Here is a 14,948-nt window from a genome sequence, read left to right as displayed (position 1 = left end):
AGTTGACCGGTACTAATAGGCCGAGGACTTGACTACTAAGCTGCTACGCGTCCACTGTGCAACTCACAGCAAACGAACAACAGACCACGAGTGTGGTGTTGTTTGATATGTTGATAGTGTTACGGCGGTCATGGCGGAGGGGAAACGCCCGGTTACATTCCGAACCCGGAAGCTAAGCCCTCCAGCGCCGATGGTACTGCACTCGGGAGGGTGTGGGAGAGTAGGACACCGCCGGACAATCTTCCAGTTCAGGGTCACCCTTCGGGGTGACCCTGAACTGCGTTACGGGAAAAGACGCCGGTCAGAAGGCGTAGCGGACGCGGCAGTACGGCGCCTTCGCGGCGAGCAGGTCCGTCAACGCCGCCACGTACGCGCCCTTGCGGCCGGTGCGGTACCGCACGTTCCACCCGCCCGTCTGGGACCGCTTCGGCTGCTGCAACTCCGGCCGCCAGAGCACCTCCTCGGCCTTCGGGTGCCAGCCGAGGTTCACCTCGTGCAGCCGGTCGTTGTGGGTCAGGAAGATGACCTCGGCGGCGAGCTGCGCCTTGGCGCGCGGACCGAGTGCGTCGTCGAGCTGGTCGAACAGCTCCGCCCAGTCGTCCAGCCACCCGTCGCGTACGACCACCGGGCTGAGGTTGACGTGCACCTCGTAGCCGGCCGCGACGAAGTCGTCGATGGCGGCCAGCCGCTCCGGGACCGGGGACGTCCGGATGTCGAGCAGTTTCGCGTCCCGGGCCGGCATCAGCGAGAACCGCACGCGGGTACGACCCTGCGGGTCCCAGTCGAGCAGGTCGCGGTTGACGTGCTTGGTGGCGAACGTCGCCTTCGCCGTGGGCAGGTCCCGGAACAGCGTCACCAGGTCGCGGACGTTGTCGGAGATCCGGGCGTCCAGCGAGCAGTCGGAGTTCTCGCCGATGTCGTACACCCAGGCGGTCGGGTCGCACTGGTTCGGCTCGCCCTTCACGCCCTGCCGACCCACGTGCCGGCGCAGGTAGCCGCTGATCCGGTCGATGTTGGCGAAGACCGTCACCGGATTGCTGTAGCCCTTGCGGCGCGGCACGTAGCAGTAGGCGCAGGCCATCGCGCAGCCGTTCGCCGTGGACGGGGCGATGAAGTCGGCCGAGCGGCCGTTCGGGCGGGCACTGAGGGACTTCTTGACGCCCAGCACCAGGGCCTCGGTCTTGATCCGCACCCACCGGGCGACGTTCGTCTCGTCCCCGTACAGCTCAGGGATGCGGGAGTGGCTCTCGACCTCGACGCGCTCAGCGTCGGGGAAACGCTCCAGCACGGCCCGCCCACGGGGCAGCGCGGCGGCCTCCGGCTCCACGTAGATCCGCCGGATGTCGAACAGCCGCGGGTGCGGGACGGAATCGGTCACGAATGGGACAACTCCGGACCGATCGGCGATGTTCCCCGTCCGGCGCGCCGTTTCCGTGCGCAACCCCCGGGTACGCCGACGCATGCCCGAGGGCCACCTCGTCCACCGGTACGCGCGCGAGCAGCACGCCGCGCTCGCCGGGCAGGTCCTCGCCGTCTCCAGCCCGCAGGGGCGCCTGGACCCGGGCCCGTACGACGGGCGGCGGCTGGGGGCGGTGGAGGCGTACGGCAAGCACCTGCTCTACCACGTCGACGACGCGCCGGCCCTGCACGTGCATCTCGGCATGCGCGGGCTGTTCCTGCGCCACGACGACCCGGCCGTCCCGCCCCGCCCGGGCGTGCGGCTGCGCCTGGCCGGCGCCGGCGTCGCGTACGACCTGATCGCGCCCATCCGCTGCGAGCCGCTCCAGGCCGGCGGCGAGCGCGCGCTGCGGGCCTCGCTCGGCCCTGACCCGCTGCGCGCCGACGCCGACGGCGAGGAGGCCGTACGCCGGCTCGACGCCGCCCGGGGCGCGGTCGGCACGGCGCTGCTCGACCAGGCCGTGTGGGCGGGCCTCGGCAACGCCTGGCGGGCCGAGCTGCTCTTCCTCGCCGGCCTCGACCCGGCCGCCCGGGCTGTCGGGCCGGCGTCCGCCCGTCGGCTGTGGGAACTCGCCGTGGAGTACCTCACGCTGGGCCGCGACGCCGGCCAGGTGGTCAGCGACCCGGCGGCGCCCGACGAGCGGTGGGTCTACAAGCGGCCGACCTGCCGTCGCTGCGGAGCCGTCGTGCGCGCCTGGCAACTGGGCGGTCGCACGGCGTACGCCTGCCCGGTCGACCAGCCCGCGGCCTGACGCCGCGGGTCAGAGGCGGGGCCGACGGGACCTGACGAGCCGCAGGGCGTTGCAGACGTCCACGACGCCCGGGACGTCCCAGGCGATCTCGCCGGCCACCCGGCGGTTCTCCGGACCGGCCACGATGCCCGCGAGGATGACCACGCGGTTCTGCACGGTCACCACGATCTGCTGGCGGCGGGTGGCCCAGTCGCTGCTCAACCGCTGCGCGACCAGTGCCGCCAGCTGGCCGTCCTCGTCGTCCGGCGCGGGTCCCGGCGGCTCGGGGCGGAAGCCGCCTTCTTCCGGGTACGGCCAGGGAGTGCGCATGGTGTTTCCTCTCGGACGGTCTGCGGCCCCGGGGTGCGCCCCGGGGCCGGAAGGAGGTCGGGTCAGCGGGACACCGCGTCGGACACCGCCGTCTGGGCGAGCCCACGCGAGCCCGGCCCGGCGCCGGCTGCCGTCAACCCGGCGGCCCCGCCCGGGGAGAGCCGGCGGACGGCCTCCTCCGGGCTGGCGAAGACCGGAAACAGTCCGTCGAGCCGCATGGTGTGCAGCACGGTGCGGATGAAGCGGGACGGGGCGGCCAGGCAGAGCACGGCACCGCGCTCGCGGGCGTCGCGGTGGGCCCGGACGAGCAGCGCGAGCCCACCGGCGTCGATGAGGCGGACCCGGGTCAGGTCGACCACCACGTGCCCGCAGACGTCCACGGCCTCGCGCAGGGCGAGCCGCAGCTCGTTGACGTCGGTGTCCCCGGGAGCCGTGACCACCGGGACGTCGTCGAGGTGGTCCACGCCGAGCACCCCGCCCGGCCCGGTGACGTCGCCGCCCACGCCGACGGTCGGCAGGCTGCACCGGGGACAGCGGTGCGGGCCCGTGGCGAACGGCGAGCCGCTCCAGCCGTGTTCGGCCACCAGGGTCCAGACGACCTCGGCGTCGGGCAGGACGCACGCGGTGCCCGTGGTCGAGTCCCCGCAGCTGTCGCAGATCAACGTCATCAGGTGCTCGTCCGGTACGACGGTCATGGTGTCTTCCTCCACGGGAGGTCGGGACGGGCCAGGCGCCGGCCCGCGACCGGCGGCGTCGGGGCGGTGTCGGGTTCCCGCTCCGCTCCCGGCGGCGCGACGGCGGCGCGTCGCGGGCCGCCGGCCGTGGCCGCCACGAGGGCGACGCCGAGGACGGCCGAGCCGGCCGGCACGCCGACACGCCACGCGTCGGAGCGGTCGATGTCGAGGCCGACGATGCGGGCCAGGATGACACCGAGCAGCGCGGTGACGATTCCCGCCACCAGCGCCAGCCAGACCGGCACCTCCCGGCGGCGCGGCGTCAGCCACCAGCCCACGCAGGCGACGAGCAGACCGACGGCGAGCGCGGTGACGAGACCGGCGACGGTCATTCTGATCCCCTCCCGCGGGACCGGCCGGCCGACGACAGCCAGCCCTCGCTGTGCCCCACCACCCTCGGTGCCGCCCGTGGCGCCGGCCACGCGGTTGCATGACAGTTGCGTGACAAAAACGTCGAACGCCGGACGCGGTTGGGCGGCGCTCGACGTCTTGTGGATGATGCCGGTATGACGGACGTGCTGGTGATCGAGGACGACGACCGGATCCGTCTGGCGCTGCTGCTCGCGCTGGAGGACGAGGGCTACCGCGTCCGGGGCGTGGCGACCGCCGAGGAGGGGCTGGCGAGGCAGCGCCGGGAGCCGGCCGACACCGTACTGGTCGACCTGATGCTGCCCGGCCTGGACGGCTTCGAGTGCATCCGACGGCTGCGCCGCGACGACGACGTGCCGATCGTGGTGGTCAGCGCCCGCGACGACACCCACGACATCGTCGCGGCGCTGGAGGCCGGGGCCGACGACTACGTGGTCAAGCCGGTGGCGATCAAGGAACTGTCGGCGCGGCTGCGGGCCCTGCGTCGTCGGGCCCGGGCGGCGCCCGATCCCGTACCGGTGCTCACCTTCGGGCAGCTGGAGATCAGCCCGGACGCCGGGGAGGTACGCCTGGCGGGCCGGCCGGTGCCGGTCACCCGTACCGAGTTCCGGCTGCTGTGCGAGCTGGCCGAGCACGCCGGCCGGGTGCTGTCGCGCCACCAGCTGCTGCAACGGGTCTGGGGCTACGACACCGGCGACGAGCGGCTCGTCGACGTGCACGTGGGTCGGCTGCGGCAGAAGATCGAGGACGATCCGGGCAACCCCCGGCACCTGGTCACCCTGCGCGGCCTCGGCTACAAGCTGACCCGGTGAGGCGGCTCGGACTGCGGGCCCGGGTGTCCGCCGGGTTCGCCGTCGGCGCGTTGCTGCTCTCCGCGTCCATGGCGCTGGTCTCGTACGAGCTGACCCGGCGGTCACTGCTCGAGGAGCGGGAGCGTACGGCCGTGCGGGTGGCGTACTTCGACGCGGCGGTGGTGCGTAGCGGCCTGGACACCGAGGCCCCCGACGTGGTGGAGGTGCTGCGCTCCCTCGACACCGGGGGCAACCGCCGGCCGCTGCTGCACCGCGGCGAAGACTGGTACGCGCGCACGGCCGACGCCGGCCTGACCGCCGCCATCCCGGTCGACCTGCAACAGCTCGTCCACGCCGGGGAACCGGCCGTGCAGCGCGTCCGGGTCAACGGCCAGCCCACCCTGCTCGTCGGCCTGCCGCTGGCACCGTCCACCAGCTACTACGAGCTGACGTCGCTGCGCGAACTGGACCAGACCCTGCGGGTCCTGGCGCTGGCGCTGACCGCCGTCGCCATCGTGGTCGCCGGCTCCGGCGCAGCCCTCGGCTGGTACGCCACCCGGCACAGCCTGCGGCCCCTGACGGCGGTCGCCGACGCCGCGCAGGAGATCGCCGCCGGCAACTTCTCCGCCCGGCTCGCGGCGACCACCGACCCGGACCTCACCCGGCTCTCCACGTCGTTCAACGACATGGTCGACCAGCTGTCCCGGCGCATCGAACGGGACCGCCGCTTCGCCGCCGACGTCAGCCACGAGCTGCGCTCGCCGTTGCAGACGCTGTCCGCCGCGGCCAGCGTCCTGGCCCGTCGCCGGGCACACCTCGACGACCGCACCGCCACCGCCGCAAAGCTGGTGGCCGACGAGATCACCCGGTTCCAGCAGCTGGTCGACGACCTGATCCAGCTCGCCCGCAGCGACCAGCCGGTCGACCGTACGCCGGTGGACGTGGCGGCCCTGGCCCGCCGCGCCTGCCGGGCGCGTGGCCTGCCGGACACGCTCGTGTGGACGGCCCGGGACACCGCCCCCACCTGGCTGGTCGACGAGCGCCGGGTCGAGCAGATCCTGGCCAACCTGGTCGACAACGCGTTGCGCCACGGCGGCGGGCCGGTGGCGGTGCGACTGTCGCAGCGGGACGGGACGGGCATCGTCGAGGTCGACGACGAGGGGCCGGGCGTGCCCCCCGAGGACCGGGAGATCATCTTCGACCGCTTCGTCCGGGGCCGGGCCGCGAACTCGCGTGCCGACGGCGACGGCACCGGCCTCGGGCTGGCCCTCGTCGCCGAGCACGCCGCCGCGCACCGGGGCAGCGCCAGCGCGGGCGACCGCCCCGGCGCGGGCGCCCGCTTCCGGGTCGAACTGCCCGGGGCACTGCGATGACCCGCCGCACACCCGTGGGCCTTCCGCTCGCTGAGCCTCGTCGATCGCCCGCGGACCTTGCGCGCGCCGTGGCCCGTGAATCGTCCGCAGAACTCCCGCCCGCGGGCCGGTCGTGGGTGAGGCGGGCGGGCCGGTGGCGCGGCGTCGGCGGCGCGCTGCTCGTCCTCGGGCTGCTGGGCGGCTGCGGCGTATCGGTCGAGGACACCCCGCGCGTCGTGGCGCCCCCGCCCGGGCCGTTCCCCTCGCCGGGGGTGGTCGTCTCCACGCCGAGCCCCACCCTGACGGCGGGGCGAGCGACCGAGATCCTCTGCTTCGTACGGGACGACCGGCTGGTCCGCGTCGAACGGCGCGTCGACGGCACGCCCACCGTCGACGCCCAGCTCCAGCACCTGCTGGCCGGCCCGACCGCCGCCGAACGCGACACCGGTCTCACGACGGCCCTGCCCGGGGCCGTGCCGGTGGCCGTCGCCCGGCCGCGCGGCACCGAGGTCGACGTGGACCTCGGCGGGGCCGGCGACGAGACGGGCCGCAGCGACGAGGTCCTCGCCTTCGGGCAGATCGTCTGCACGCTCACGGCCCGCTCCGACGTCGACACCGTGGGGTTCTTCCGGGGCGGGGCCCCGCTGGGGGTGCCGCGCGCCGACGGGTCGCTGTCCCGGCGTCCCCTCGCCGCCGACGACTACGCCGGCCTCGTGGCACCCCGTTGACCGGGGCGACCCGCCGACCGGCGGGCGCATCGTGGCCGAACGCGAGCGACGCCGTCCGGCCCGCGCCCGGACGGCTGACACCGGCCGAACTCGCGGAGCGGCCACGCGCCGCCGCCGTGGCGTCCGGCCCCCGGCTTCCGGCCGGAACGTCAGCCGCTGAAGGCGGTGAGGAACCGGTCCCGGAAGGCGTCCATCGGCCAGACCGGCGCGCGCGGGCCCGGCCGCAGCCCGTCGTCCCAGCCCCACCCCGAGATCCGGTCGAGCACCGCCGGGTCGCGGGCGACGACGGTGACCGGGACGTCACGGCTCGCCCGTGCGCCGGTGACGACCGGGGCGGGCTGGTGGTCGCCGAGGAAGACCAGCACCAGGTCGTCGTCGCCGTGGGTCTCCAGATAGGACACCAGGGTGCCGAGCGAGTACTCGACGGACCGGCGGTAGCCGGCGCGCGGCTGCGACGACGGGTTGCCGGTGCTCGCGTCGTGGAAGACGGTCCCGTCGCCGACCCGGGACCAGTCGACGAGGCGGGGGATCCTGGTCCAGGGGGAGTGGCTGGACACCAACGCGATCTCGGCCATCACCGGGGCACGCTGCGCCCGGGAGCGCTCCAGCCGTTCGAAGGCCGCCAGCGTGTACTGGTCCGGCATCGGGGCGTAGCTGAACTTCGGCCCCCGGTAGTCGAGGCTGCGCGCGTCGTAGAAGCGCTCGTAGCCGAAGAAGGCCCCCTCCGGCCACGGCCGGGTGGCGGCCGGCATCACGCCGACCGTGCGCCACCCGGCCCGCCGGAACGCGCCGCCCAGCGTCAACCGGTCGCTGGCCAGCAGACTGCGGTGCCGCTGGTCGTTGTCGACCCACATCCCGGACAGCAGCGTGGCGTGGGCCAGCCAACTGCCGCCGCCGGTGGTCGGCGAGGTGAGGAAGCCGCTGCGGGAGGCGAAGCCGGCGGCCCGCAACCGGCGGTCCCCGTCGGCCAGCACGGCACCCACACTCGGGGCGTACTCCGGGTCCTCCACGGCGTCGCGCCCGTAGCTCTCCACGAAGGCGACCACCACGTCCTTGCCGCGTAGCGCGTCGAGCAGGCGGTCGCCGGGGGTGTCCCGGAACGGGTCGACACCGACCTGGGCCGCGAAGACCTCGCGGTCGCGCAGCCGGTCGCGTACCTGTAGCACGTGGGCGCCGACCAGGTCGGTCGCGGCGGCGTCGGCCACCGGCACACCGGGCGACACCCGCACGCCGAACGCGGCGCAGAGCAGCCAGACGACCGCCAGCGCCGCGACCGTGCGCCGGGTGGCGGCGTGATGCCGGACCAGCAGCGGGGTCAGCCGCAGCATCGACCGCGTGGTCGCGAGGAGCAGCGCGGCGAGCAGCAGCCCGGCCGCGACGGTCGCGCCGACGGCGCCCGCCCGGCCGACCGCGTCGGTGAGGAAACCTTGCGCGTCGTCGAGCAGGGCCCAGTCGAGCACGAGGTCGAAGGGGCGGCCGAGCGTGGCGAGGAAACCGAGATCGGCGACCTTCAGCAGGGTCAGCAGCCCGAGCAGCGCGCCGGCGAACGCCGCCACCGGCCGCAGCGCGCGGGGCGGCAGGGCGAGCAGCAGGGCGACGACCAGCAGGCCTTCGAGGGGTACCCGCACGAACGCGCCGGGCGTGAGCCGGGCGGGCTGGTGGGGCGCGGTCAGGGCGGCCAGCACCAGCAGGGCGGCCAGCGCTGTCGGCGCCCGCGCCGCGCCCCGTCGCCGCCCGCCTGCTCCTTCGGCGGTACGGCCAGGCGCTGCGGCCGGTGGACGGTCGACGGCGGCCGGCGACGAGGTCCGGTCGGCGGCGGGTGGCGGCGCGCTCGGGTCAGTCATGGGCGGTGACGAGGTCGGGGCGTACCGGCGCGGGCCGGGGCCGGCGGTGCGGGACGCCCGGCGGCACCTCCCGGGCGGCGCGGTGCCGCCACAGCCACCCGACGTCGCGGCCGAACGACTCGACGAGCAGGACCAGCGCGACCGCCAGCACCAGTGCCTCGCCCCGCCCGGGCAGCACCCCGGCCACCGCGACCAGCAGCAGTACGCCCTGCGCCGCCGCGACGACCTTGCGCCAGTACCTCGGTGGAAGCGGCCGACGCAGCCAGGGCAGCGCCCACCCGGCGGCGACGAACGCGTACCGCATCGCGCCGAGGGCGAGCACCCAGGCGCCCACGGTGGGCGCGACGGCCGCGCCGAGGACGAGGATGAGGAACGCGTCCACCTCCATGTCGAAGCGCGCACCCAGTGCGCTGGTGGTGCCGGTACGCCGGGCCACGTGGCCGTCCACGGCGTCGAGGGCCAGCGCCACGGCGGTCAGGGCGACCAGCACCCCGCCGCCCGCCGGCCGGTCGACGGCGAGCGCGTCCCCGGTCAGCGCCGTCACGGCACCGACGAGGAGCGCCCGGGCCAGCGTCACCCGGTCGGCCGGCCCGAGGCCGACTTGGCGCCGCCCGCCCGCCCGGCGATCCGCACCCGACCCGCGCAGCCCCCGGTCGAGGGTCAGGCACAGCACCGCCCCGTACGCGGTCCCGGCGAGCCAGCCCGCCGGCCCGAGGCCGACCGTCGCGGCCAGCGCCGCCAACAGAGCAATCTGGACGATGAATCCGATCACGGGACCGTTTCGAACCGTGGGCACCGTACCTCCGTGTCTATCATCGACGACTTCCGACAGGAACTACGGGAAACATCGCCGTTCGGTTCGCCCCGGACGCGGGTGAGGAGAAGCCGGTGACCGGTGAGGCGCGCGCCTTCTGGCTGCGTACGCCCGGCACGGGCGAGATCCGGTCGGTGCCGCTCGCCGCCCCCGGTCCGGGCGAGGTGCTCGTGCGCAGCCGGTACTCGGGTGTCAGCCGGGGCACGGAGACGCTGGTCTTCGCCGGCCGCGTCCCCGCCGACCAGTACGCGGCGATGCGTGCCCCGTTCCAGGAGGGCGACTTCCCGGCGCCGGTGAAGTACGGCTACCTCAACGTGGGAGTCGTCGAGCAGGGGCCCGCCGAGTTGCGCGGCCGGACGGTCTTCTGCCTGCACCCGCACCAGAGCGCGTACGTGGTGCCGGCCGGCGCGGTGGTGCCCGTACCCGAGGCGGTGCCGCCCGCCCGCGCGGTGCTCGCCGGGACGGTGGAGACGGCGGTGAACGCGCTGTGGGACGCCGCGCCCCTGGTCGGCGACCGGGTGAGCGTGGTCGGCGGCGGCATGGTGGGCTGCTGCGTGGCGGCGCTGCTGGCCCGCTTCCCCGGCGTACGGGTGGAACTGGTCGACACGGACCCGACCCGGGCGCGGGTGGCCACCGCGCTCGGCGTCGACTTCGCCCCGCCGGAGGGGGCGGCCGGCCGGCGCGACCTCGTGGTGCACGCCAGCGCCACCGCCGCCGGCCTGCAACGTTCGCTGGAACTGCTCCGGCCGGAGGGCACGGTCGTCGAGCTGAGCTGGTACGGCGACCGCACCGTCGCGCTGGCGCTGGGCGGGGCGTTCCACTCCGGTCGGCTGACCGTGCGCGGCAGCCAGGTGGGCGCCGTCGCGCCGGCCCGGCGGGGCAGCCGGAGCCTCACCGACCGGCTGGCGCTCGCCCTGGAGCTGCTCGCCGATCCCGCCTTCGACGCGCTGCTCACCGGCGAGTCCCGCTTCGCCGAGCTGCCCGACGTGCTGGCCCGACTGGCCGCCGGCAGCCTCCCCGCACTGTGCCACCTCATCACCTACGACGGAGAGTGACCCGTGTTCAGCGTGACCGTCCGAGACCACATGATGATCGCCCACAGCTTCCGGGGCGAGGTGTTCGGCCCGGCACAGCGCCTGCACGGGGCGACCTTCGTCGTCGACGCCACCTTCCGCCGCCCCGACCTCGACGCCGACGGCGTGGTGGTCGACATCGGGCTGGCCACCGCCCAGCTCAGGGCGGTGCTCGGGGAGCTGACCTACCGCAACCTCGACGACGACCCGGCGTTCGCGGGGGTGAACACCACCACCGAGGTGCTGGCCCGCTGGGTCGCCGACCGCCTCGCCGAGCGGGTACGCGCCGGCGACCTGGGCGCGGGCGCCCACGCCCTGGCCGGCATCAGCGTCACGCTGCACGAGTCGCACGTCGCCTGGGCCAGCTACGAACGGTCGCTCTGAGTGGCGACGGTGCACGTCGTGCTGCCCAACGACGTCGACGACCCGGCCGAGCCGAGCGGCGGCAACGGCTACGACCGCCGGCTCTGCCGGGGCCTCGCGGCGGCCGGCTGGACGGTCCGCGAGCACGCCGTACCCGGTGACTGGCCCCACCCCGACCGGGCCGCGCGCGCCGGAGTCGCCGGGGTGCTCGCGGCGCTGCCCGACGGGGCGTGCGTCCTGCTCGACGGGCTGGTCGCCTCGTGCGTGCCGGAGGTGCTCGGCCCGCACGCCCGGCGACTGCGCCTCGTCGTCCTCGTGCACCTGCCGCTGGAGCACGACGCCGAGGGCGCCGCTCTGGCCGCCGCCGTCGCGGTCGTCACCACCAGCGAGTGGACCCGGCAACGGCTGCTCGACCGGTACGCGCTGCCGGCCGGCCGGGTGCACGTCGCCCGGCCCGGCGTGGACCCGGCCCCGCCCGCGTCCGGGTCGCCGGCCGGGGGGCACCTGCTCTGCGTCGCCGCCCTCGCCCCGCACAAGGGGCACGACGTGCTGGTGGAGGCGCTGTCGACCGTCGCCGACCTGCCCTGGAGCTGCGTCTGCGTGGGGCCGCTGAGCCGCGACCCGGGTTTCGTGGCGGTCCTGCGCCGGCAGGTCGGCGGGCACGGTCTCGACGACCGGGTGCGCCTGGTCGGCCCGCGCACCGGGGCGGCCCTGCACGCCGCGTACGCCGCCGCCAACCTGCTGGTGCTGCCGTCGCGCCGGGAGACGTACGGGATGGTGGTCACCGAGGCCCTCGCACGCGGCGTGCCGGTGCTCGCCACGGCGGCGGGCGGGGTGCCCGAGGCCCTGGGGCGCGCACCCGACGGCGCGACGCCGGGACTGCTCGTGCCGCCCGACGACGCGGCGGCCCTGGCCGGCGCGCTGCGGCGCTGGCTCGGCGAGCCCGAACTGCGCCGGGCGCTGCGGCGGGCGGCGCGCGAACGGCGGCGCACGCTCGACGACTGGGCCGTCCCCGCGAGCGTCACGGGCGCGGTGCTGGCCGGGGCGGTGGCGGCGTGACGGGGCACCTGCCGCCGGACTTCGCGCGCTGGCTGGCGCTGCGGGAGCCCGCCGACGCGGCGGCCCGCGCCGCGGACCTGGTGGACGTGGTCCGCCGCCGGCTCTCCGGCGCCGGGCCGCTCGTCGTGCACGACCTCGGCACCGGCACCGGGTCCATGGCCCGCTGGCTGGCGCCGCTGCTGCCCGGCCCGCAGCACTGGATCCTGCACGACCGGGACGCCGACCTGCTCGCCCGTGCGGCCGCCGGGATGCCCGCCACCGCCGGCGACGGCGCCCCGGTCACCGCCGAGACCCGACGCGGCGACCTCACCCGGCTGACCGCCGCCGACCTGGCCGACGCGTCGCTGCTCACCGCGTCCGCGCTGCTGGACATGCTCACCGCGGCGGAGGTCGAGCGGCTCGTCGCGGTCTGCGCCACGGTGGGCCGCCCGGCCCTGCTGGCCCTGTCGGTGACCGGCCGGGTCCGGCTCAGCCCGGCGGATCCCTGGGACGGGCCGGTCGCCGCCGCGTTCGACGACCACCAGCGTCGTACGGTCGACGGGCGCACCCTGCTGGGGCCGGACGCCGTGCACGCCTGCGCGGCGGCGTTCGCCCGGCACGGCGTCGACGTGCTCCTGCGACCCAGCCCGTGGCGGCTCGGCCCACAGCAGGCGGAGCTGGCCGGCGAGTGGTTCACCGGCTGGCTCGACGCCGCCTGCGAGCAGCGGCCCGAGCTGACCGGCCCCACCCGCGCGTACGCCCGCCGTCGCCGTGCCGAGATCGCCGCCGGCCGGCTCGACGTCCTGGTCGACCATCTCGACCTGCTGGCCGGCTGTGGGTGAACCGGGCGCCCCGCCGGCACGTGCGCACCGGCGGGGCGAGCGTCGGGGGAGGACCCGGATGGCGGCGCGCGGGTGCTGGCCCTGGGCGCGGCTGCTCGGCGGCGGGGGCGTGCTGGCCGTCCTGCTGGGCTGGCTGGGCACCGGCCCGTTCCTCGCCGGGTTGCGCCTGATCGACGTACCGGCGCTGGCCGCCGCCGTCGGCATCGGGGCGGTGACCACGGGTTGCTGCGCCTGGCGGTGGAGCCTCGTCGCGGCGGGGCTCGGCGTGCGACTGCCGCTGCCGACGGCGGTCGCGCACTGCTACCGGGCGCTGTTCCTGAACGCGACGCTGCCCGGCGGCGTGCTCGGCGACGTGCACCGGGCCGTACGGCACGGCCGCGACGTCGGCGACGTCGGGCGCGGCGTGCGCGCGGTGGTGTGGGAACGCGCCGCCGGCCAGGTCGTGCTGGCCGCCGTGGCGGTGGTCGTGCTCGCCGTCCTCCCGTCGCCGGTGCGGCCCCACCTGCCGGTGGTGGCCGCGCTGCTGGTGGCGGCCGGGCTGGGCGTCGTCCTGCTCGCCCGCGTGCTGCCCACCGCCGGGCCGTCGCGGTGGGCGCGCGCGGCGCGTACGGCGGCGGCCGACGTCCGCGGCGGGCTGCTCGGCCGGCGCGCCTGGCTGGGCGTGCTGGTGGCCTCCACCGTGGCCGTCGCCGGCCACCTGGCCACGTTCGTGCTGGCCGCGCGTACCGCCGGTTCCACCGCGCCGCTGGCCCTGCTGGTGCCGCTGACGCTGCTCGCGCTGCTGGCCATGGGGGTGCCGGCGAACGTCGCCGGCTTCGGCCCGCGTGAGGGCGTGGCGGCGTGGGCGTTCGGCGCCGCCGGCCTGAGCGCCGCCGAGGGCGTCGCCACCGCCACGGTGTACGGGGCGCTGGTGCTCGCCGCGAGCCTACCCGGCGCCGCCGTCCTGCTGGTCCGCCGTGCCCGAGTGCCCACCGACTGACGAGGAGCCCGATGTCCGAAGCGCCGCCCGCCGCCACCGTCCGTACGCAGGTCACGGTGCCGCTGCGGTTCCCCGACGGATACCACACCACCGCCCGCGTGTTCTCCTTCCACAACCTCGCCGACGGCCGGGAGCACCTCGCGTTCGGCCTCGGCGACCGGGTCGGACCCGCCGACGGCGGCGCGCCACACCGCTCCTCGCCGCCACTGGTCCGCCCGCACAGCGAGTGCCTGACCGGCGACGTGTTCGGCAGCCGGCGCTGCGACTGCGGCCCCCAACTGCGCGAGGCGGTCGAACGCATCGCCGTCGCCGGCGGCTACCTGCTCTACCTGCGGCAGGAGGGACGCGGCATCGGCCTGTACGCCAAGCTCGACGCGTACGCGTTGCAGGACGCGGGGCTGGACACGTACGAGGCGAACCTGGCGCTGGGGCACCGGCCCGACGAGCGGGACTACACGGTGGCCGCGCAGATGCTCGCCGCCCTGGGCGTGGACCGGATCGCCCTGCTGAGCAACAACCCGGACAAGGCGGCACAGTTGGCCCGGCTCGGGGTCGCGGTCGCCACGCGCGTACCCACCGGGGTGCACCTGTCCGAGGCGAACGCCGGCTACCTGGCGGCCAAGGCCGGGCGTGGCGGGCACGCCCTCGACCTGCCCTTCGTCCATGACTGAGCGCCCGTACGTGCTGCTCAGCTGCGCGACGTCGCTCGACGGCTACCTCGACGACGCCAGCGGGCAGCGGCTGCTGCTGTCCAACGAGGCCGACCTGGACCGGGTCGACGAGGTGCGGGCCGGCTGCGACGCGATCCTGGTCGGCGCGGGCACGGTCCGCCGCGACGACCCCCGGCTGCTGGTCCGCTCCGCGCGGCGCCGCGCCGACCGTGTCGCGCGGGGGCTGCCCGCCTCGCCGACGAGGGTGACGGTGACCGGCTGCGGCGACCTGGACCCGGCGGCCCGCTTCTTCACCACGGGAGACACCGAGCGGATCGTCTACTGTGCCACCCCGGCGGTGGGGAAGACGGGGGAGCGGCTGGCCGGCCGGGCCACCGTGGTGGACGCGGGCGAGCCGGTGGACCCGGCGTGGGCGGTGGCGGATCTCGCCGAGCGGGGGGTGGGCCGGCTGATGGTGGAGGGCGGGGCGAGCGTGCTGGGGCAGTTCCTCACCGCCGGCCTCGCCGACGAGCTGCACCTGGTCCTGGCCCCGTTCTTCGTCGGCGACCGGCGGGCGCCCCGGTTCGTCGGCGACGGGCGGTTCCCCTGGCACCCCGGCCGCCGGGCCAGGGTGGCGGAGACCCGCCAGATCGGGGACGTCGTGCTGGTCCGCTACGCGCTCTCGGAGCGCTGCGACGCGGCCTGAGCGGGCGCCCTCGGCGAGCGCCTGACCTGGGAGTGCGCGGCGGGCTGCCGGCAGGGTCGACCGCCCGGCGGCGGGCGAGTCGGATTCCTGCCCGTCGCCAATGTGACTCACCGCATCGGGGTGGTTGCGAACGGTGCTCAGATGTC

16 protein-coding genes, 1 rRNA gene and 1 pseudogene are annotated in these 14,948 nt (G+C 76.0%); 12 read left to right on the top strand and 6 right to left on the bottom strand.

Annotated elements, in window-relative coordinates; all coding sequences use genetic code 11:
- Positions 1-120: 120 nt before the first annotated feature.
- Positions 121-237, top strand: a 5S ribosomal RNA gene (gene rrf / locus ACGFIR_RS27425).
- Between the two features lie 64 nt (positions 238-301).
- Here the strand turns inward: rrf and ACGFIR_RS27420 are convergent.
- A complete protein-coding gene (locus ACGFIR_RS27420) occupies positions 302-1,378 on the bottom strand; it encodes a spore photoproduct lyase family protein (protein ID WP_393008745.1) in 1,077 nt (358 codons plus the stop codon).
- Positions 1,379-1,460: 82 nt separating this feature from the next.
- On the opposite strand from ACGFIR_RS27420, the gene ACGFIR_RS27415 reads away from it, so the two are divergent.
- On the top strand, positions 1,461-2,210 hold the full coding sequence (locus tag ACGFIR_RS27415; RefSeq protein ID WP_393148012.1) for a DNA-formamidopyrimidine glycosylase family protein: 750 nt from the start codon (positions 1,461-1,463) through the stop codon (positions 2,208-2,210).
- Positions 2,211-2,219: 9 nt separating this feature from the next.
- Here ACGFIR_RS27415 and ACGFIR_RS27410 read toward each other — a convergent pair whose 3' ends face one another.
- The 3 genes from ACGFIR_RS27410 to ACGFIR_RS27400 all read right to left on the bottom strand — a co-directional run bounded on the left by ACGFIR_RS27410 (position 2,220) and on the right by ACGFIR_RS27400 (position 3,585).
- Entirely contained in the window at positions 2,220-2,519 is a 300-nt protein-coding gene (locus ACGFIR_RS27410) for a BON domain-containing protein (protein ID WP_393008749.1), read from the bottom strand.
- 62 nt (positions 2,520-2,581) lie between these two features.
- On the bottom strand, positions 2,582-3,214 hold the full coding sequence (locus tag ACGFIR_RS27405) for an STAS domain-containing protein (RefSeq protein WP_393148010.1): 633 nt from the start codon (positions 3,212-3,214) through the stop codon (positions 2,582-2,584).
- Positions 3,211-3,585 (bottom strand): hypothetical protein, encoded by a 375-nt coding sequence (locus ACGFIR_RS27400; RefSeq protein WP_393148008.1) that lies wholly within the window; start codon positions 3,583-3,585, stop codon positions 3,211-3,213. The genes ACGFIR_RS27405 and ACGFIR_RS27400 overlap by 4 nt, the downstream gene beginning before the upstream one ends.
- Positions 3,586-3,759: 174 nt before the next feature.
- Between ACGFIR_RS27400 and ACGFIR_RS27395 the strand changes: the two genes are divergently transcribed.
- The 3 genes from ACGFIR_RS27395 to ACGFIR_RS27385 all read left to right on the top strand — a co-directional run bounded on the left by ACGFIR_RS27395 (position 3,760) and on the right by ACGFIR_RS27385 (position 6,493).
- Positions 3,760-4,434 carry a response regulator transcription factor gene (locus tag ACGFIR_RS27395; RefSeq protein ID WP_393008755.1) on the top strand — a complete coding sequence of 225 codons (675 nt, stop codon included), beginning with the start codon at positions 3,760-3,762 and terminating at the stop codon, positions 4,432-4,434.
- On the top strand, positions 4,431-5,786 hold the full coding sequence (locus ACGFIR_RS27390; RefSeq protein ID WP_393148006.1) for a sensor histidine kinase: 1,356 nt from the start codon (positions 4,431-4,433) through the stop codon (positions 5,784-5,786). Before ACGFIR_RS27395 ends, ACGFIR_RS27390 begins: the two co-directional genes overlap by 4 nt.
- Before the next feature lie 116 nt (positions 5,787-5,902).
- Positions 5,903-6,493 carry a GerMN domain-containing protein gene (locus ACGFIR_RS27385; protein WP_393148004.1) on the top strand — a complete coding sequence of 197 codons (591 nt, stop codon included), beginning with the start codon at positions 5,903-5,905 and terminating at the stop codon, positions 6,491-6,493.
- 149 nt (positions 6,494-6,642) lie between these two features.
- Here the strand turns inward: ACGFIR_RS27385 and ACGFIR_RS27380 are convergent, their stop codons facing one another.
- Complete coding sequence (locus tag ACGFIR_RS27380; RefSeq protein WP_393148036.1) at positions 6,643-8,337, bottom strand: sulfatase-like hydrolase/transferase; 1,695 nt, start codon at positions 8,335-8,337, stop codon at positions 6,643-6,645.
- An 18-nt stretch (positions 8,338-8,355) separates the two neighbouring features.
- A pseudogene (locus ACGFIR_RS27375) lies at positions 8,356-9,133 on the bottom strand (CDP-alcohol phosphatidyltransferase family protein); the annotation flags it as partial.
- Between the two features lie 92 nt (positions 9,134-9,225).
- Here ACGFIR_RS27375 and ACGFIR_RS27370 point away from each other — a divergent pair.
- The 7 genes from ACGFIR_RS27370 to ACGFIR_RS27340 are packed head-to-tail and all read left to right on the top strand — an operon-like array spanning position 9,226 to position 14,802.
- Positions 9,226-10,206, top strand: a complete 981-nt coding sequence (locus ACGFIR_RS27370; protein WP_393148002.1) for a dehydrogenase — start codon at positions 9,226-9,228, stop codon at positions 10,204-10,206.
- A gap of 3 nt (positions 10,207-10,209) precedes the next feature.
- Complete coding sequence (locus tag ACGFIR_RS27365) at positions 10,210-10,608, top strand: 6-pyruvoyl tetrahydropterin synthase family protein (RefSeq protein WP_393148000.1); 399 nt, start codon at positions 10,210-10,212, stop codon at positions 10,606-10,608.
- On the top strand, positions 10,609-11,646 hold the full coding sequence (locus tag ACGFIR_RS27360; protein WP_393147998.1) for a glycosyltransferase family 4 protein: 1,038 nt from the start codon (positions 10,609-10,611) through the stop codon (positions 11,644-11,646). It begins immediately after the preceding gene.
- Positions 11,643-12,467: an SAM-dependent methyltransferase gene (locus ACGFIR_RS27355; RefSeq protein ID WP_393008766.1), complete on the top strand. Its 825-nt coding sequence runs from the start codon at positions 11,643-11,645 to the stop codon at positions 12,465-12,467. Before ACGFIR_RS27360 ends, ACGFIR_RS27355 begins: the two co-directional genes overlap by 4 nt.
- Before the next feature lie 58 nt (positions 12,468-12,525).
- A complete protein-coding gene (locus ACGFIR_RS27350) occupies positions 12,526-13,446 on the top strand; it encodes a YbhN family protein (protein WP_393147996.1) in 921 nt (306 codons plus the stop codon).
- Between the two features lie 11 nt (positions 13,447-13,457).
- Positions 13,458-14,117, top strand: a complete 660-nt coding sequence (gene ribA, locus ACGFIR_RS27345; protein WP_393008770.1) for a GTP cyclohydrolase II — start codon at positions 13,458-13,460, stop codon at positions 14,115-14,117.
- On the top strand, positions 14,110-14,802 hold the full coding sequence (locus ACGFIR_RS27340; protein WP_393008772.1) for a RibD family protein: 693 nt from the start codon (positions 14,110-14,112) through the stop codon (positions 14,800-14,802). The genes ribA and ACGFIR_RS27340 overlap by 8 nt, the downstream gene beginning before the upstream one ends.
- Positions 14,803-14,948: the final 146 nt, after the last annotated feature.

It is taken from the genome of Micromonospora sp. NPDC049051 (assembly GCF_043197575.1).
In the GTDB taxonomy this organism is placed as follows: Bacteria; Actinomycetota; Actinomycetes; order Mycobacteriales; family Micromonosporaceae; genus Micromonospora.
This window is presented reverse-complemented; position numbering and strand designations above follow the sequence as displayed.

Bases quoted from the DNA above. Each gene is read 5' to 3' on its own strand.
- ACGFIR_RS27405 (WP_393148010.1), bottom strand. From the start codon at position 3,214: ATGACCGTCGTACCGGACGAGCACCTGATGACGTTGATCTGCGACAGC.
- ACGFIR_RS27415 (WP_393148012.1), top strand. From the start codon at position 1,461: ATGCCCGAGGGCCACCTCGTCCACCGGTACGCGCGCGAGCAGCACGCC.
- ACGFIR_RS27340 (WP_393008772.1), top strand. From the start codon at position 14,110: ATGACTGAGCGCCCGTACGTGCTGCTCAGCTGCGCGACGTCGCTCGAC.
- ribA (WP_393008770.1), top strand. From the start codon at position 13,458: ATGTCCGAAGCGCCGCCCGCCGCCACCGTCCGTACGCAGGTCACGGTG.
- ACGFIR_RS27380 (WP_393148036.1), bottom strand. From the start codon at position 8,337: ATGACTGACCCGAGCGCGCCGCCACCCGCCGCCGACCGGACCTCGTCG.
- ACGFIR_RS27395 (WP_393008755.1), top strand. From the start codon at position 3,760: ATGACGGACGTGCTGGTGATCGAGGACGACGACCGGATCCGTCTGGCG.
- ACGFIR_RS27410 (WP_393008749.1), bottom strand. From the start codon at position 2,519: ATGCGCACTCCCTGGCCGTACCCGGAAGAAGGCGGCTTCCGCCCCGAG.
- ACGFIR_RS27400 (WP_393148008.1), bottom strand. From the start codon at position 3,585: ATGACCGTCGCCGGTCTCGTCACCGCGCTCGCCGTCGGTCTGCTCGTC.
- ACGFIR_RS27350 (WP_393147996.1), top strand. From the start codon at position 12,526: ATGGCGGCGCGCGGGTGCTGGCCCTGGGCGCGGCTGCTCGGCGGCGGG.